Here is a 2,588-nt window from a genome sequence, read left to right on the forward strand (position 1 = left end):
GGTCCAATCAATAGTCTTGGATAACCTTACTAAAGGATGATTCGAGTTAATGATGTCTACGAGCTGAGGTTGAAATAAATCTTTTTGTGGAATGCTCTCTGTCTGACGAGGCTTCATAAAACTCACCAATTCTGCAACTTTTTGGGCCTTACACTGTATTTAAGGCAAGATTTAGACATAAACTATCTAATAAAAACACAATAAATTCAATAGGTTGAGAGTTATTCAGGGACGACTAATCATGCCACAGCGACCTATTTGCCTCCAATGAACGTAAGCCTAAAAATGAAGTGTTAGTGCACAGCGGTCAGGGCAGCCAATATGCAAGCTCTGATTATCTCGCTTTTATGAAGGCTCATAACTTAGCGCTATCAATGAGTCGTCGAGGCAATTATCATGATAATGCGGTGGCAGAAAGCTTTTTTTCGACCTTTAAGAAGAGAGTGACAAAACGAAAGATATACTCGATACGAGAAGAAGCGAAAGGTGAGATATTTAATTTTAGAGATGTTCTACAACCCGATAAAACGACATTCACATACAGGCGGGATGTCACCTGCAAAGTTTGAAGAACAGTACTTTTTAGAAAATTCCACTGTCTAGCAAACTCTGGGAAATCAAATGCGTTTGGGGGAATAGCTCTCTGCATGAAGAACCGATATCTGGTATAGTTGTCCTTCGATCAACTGTTGGTAGATCATGGTAAATTAGCTTTGATTTTGGTGGTGAGAAGCTTACCACTATCAATGGTTGGCTACCCACCTCAACTTATCCATGAGTGTCGCACTTATTGTATGAATCCCCGTTGAACGTTAAAAAAAGGTGAGTGATTTGAATGATGAAGCAATAATAGCTAAAGCAATTTTAGAAGCAAAAGCTCGTAAGAAAGAAATTGCTTCAAGTCAAATTGATCATTTACCTAGAGAGGAAGAAGCAGTATCCGTTTTCATGGCGGGTTCGCCTGGGGCAGGAAAAACTGAAACAGCGAGAAGGATGATAAGGGACTTTAGCTCGGAATCTGGTCAGAAACTAGTTCACATTGAAAATGATGAACTTCGTAAAGTGTTTGAGGATTATAATGGTCAAAACTCCCCATTATTCCAAAGACCTGCAACTCTTCTTGTTGAGGCTATTCATGATCGAGCGTTAAAGCAAGGAGTGAGCTTTATACTTGACTCTACTTTGTCGAGCCTTGATAAAGCGAAGTCCAACATTGAACGCTCTTTGAAACGAAACAGATATGTGCTCATCATCTTTGTTTATCAGTCACCAGAACAGGCGTGGAAATTTGTTAAGGCAAGAGAGGGGACTGAGGGGCGTCGAGTCCCAGAAGAGGTTTTTGTTAAGCAATTTTTAGGCTCACAAACCGTAGTCAGTGAACTGAAAAGCTATTTTGGTGATCAAGTAAATTTAACCTTTATAGAAAAAAATATAGATGGAAAGAATGATCGGCCTCACTTCAATGTAACGAACATTGACGCCCTGTTTCGCAAAAAGTACAATGAAAAAATGTTAGAAGATCTTATCCTGAAGGATAAATGAGAGGTAAATATGTCTACTTCTGAAAGAATAACGGTAAAATCAACCGCCTTTTCTGATTTTATCCGTCATGGTTCATCTCGTGAAAAGCGCAAGTTCTTTGATAAAGTAGTAAGAGAAACGATCAAAGAGCAAAAAGAAGTTATTGCGCTGGCTGAACGAACTAAGCGGATATAACAATACTTATAATGCAGATTGAAAGCAGGCTATCTAGCCTGCTTTTTTAGCATTATGCCCGTAAGCCCCCTGACTTCTAGGCAGGGGATATAAGGGCGAAGCCGATGGGCTTCTAATCAGGTCTGTTTTGGTTTGCGATGTAACCTTTTAAAACATCGATACTTGCCCCTCCGCAACTGCCAGCAAAGTAACTTCTCGCCCAGAGTGCATTTTTCAAATAAGCGGGTGGCTCAAGCTCTGGGTGATACTGCTTCATTTTTCTGCTGCTTACACCTTTTAAGCTGTTCACTAACTTCGTAAGCTGAACTTTTGGTGGGTAATTTATCAAAATATGAACGTGATCTGACTCGCCGTTAAACTCTTTCAGTTCAACCGTAAGCGTCAGCTAAACCACACGTTTTAATCCTTGTCAAAAAACATAAAGTCTTTTTTTTTCTTTCATGGGAATAAAAGACTTATGTTTACCGCTTCTGCTCAACTCAATGTGACTCTCATTTGTGGGCCAACTGATATGCGTAAAGCCATTGACGGTTTATGCAATATTGTCGCCTATGATCTGAAAAAAGAGCCTTGTAGTGATCATATTTTTGTCTTTTGCGGTCGAGCGCGCGATAAAGTCAAAATATTGCAATGGGCGTCAAATGGTTTCTGGCTGCATTATAAGCGGCTCGAAAAAGGGCATTTTCAGTGGCCTGGTATTGATGACGAACAATTGTCTATTCAAATCTCACCTCGTCAGCTTAATTGGTTGCTAGATGGCCTGGCTCTCAATTTACAAGAAGCACACCCACATTTAACCTATCGATATCATGACGAGTAAGGTGTTTGATTGGTATAATCCATCCCATGAAAACACTTCAAAATGACCTACC

General features: G+C 40.0%; 3 protein-coding genes and 1 pseudogene. 3 read left to right on the plus strand and 1 reads right to left on the minus strand.

The features are described from left to right. The first annotated feature begins 831 nt into the window (after positions 1-831). Complete coding sequence (locus LG368_RS15135) at positions 832-1,542, plus strand: zeta toxin family protein (protein ID WP_226755528.1); 711 nt, start codon at positions 832-834, stop codon at positions 1,540-1,542. A gap of 9 nt (positions 1,543-1,551) precedes the next feature. Further along, a complete protein-coding gene (locus tag LG368_RS15140; protein ID WP_226755529.1) occupies positions 1,552-1,716 on the plus strand; it encodes a hypothetical protein in 165 nt (54 codons plus the stop codon). Positions 1,717-1,828: 112 nt separating this feature from the next. On the opposite strand, the pseudogene tnpA reads toward LG368_RS15140, so the two are convergent. Continuing rightward, positions 1,829-2,086 (minus strand): annotated as a pseudogene (tnpA, locus tag LG368_RS15145) (IS200/IS605 family transposase); the annotation flags it as partial. Positions 2,087-2,173: 87 nt separating this feature from the next. On the opposite strand from tnpA, the gene tnpB reads away from it, so the two are divergent. After that, positions 2,174-2,536 (plus strand): IS66 family insertion sequence element accessory protein TnpB, encoded by a 363-nt coding sequence (gene tnpB, locus LG368_RS15150; protein WP_226754942.1) that lies wholly within the window; start codon positions 2,174-2,176, stop codon positions 2,534-2,536. The last annotated feature ends 52 nt before the right edge of the window (positions 2,537-2,588 follow it).

Source organism: Marinomonas algarum (genome assembly GCF_020532605.1).
Classification (GTDB): Bacteria; Pseudomonadota; Gammaproteobacteria; order Pseudomonadales; family Marinomonadaceae; genus Marinomonas; species Marinomonas algarum.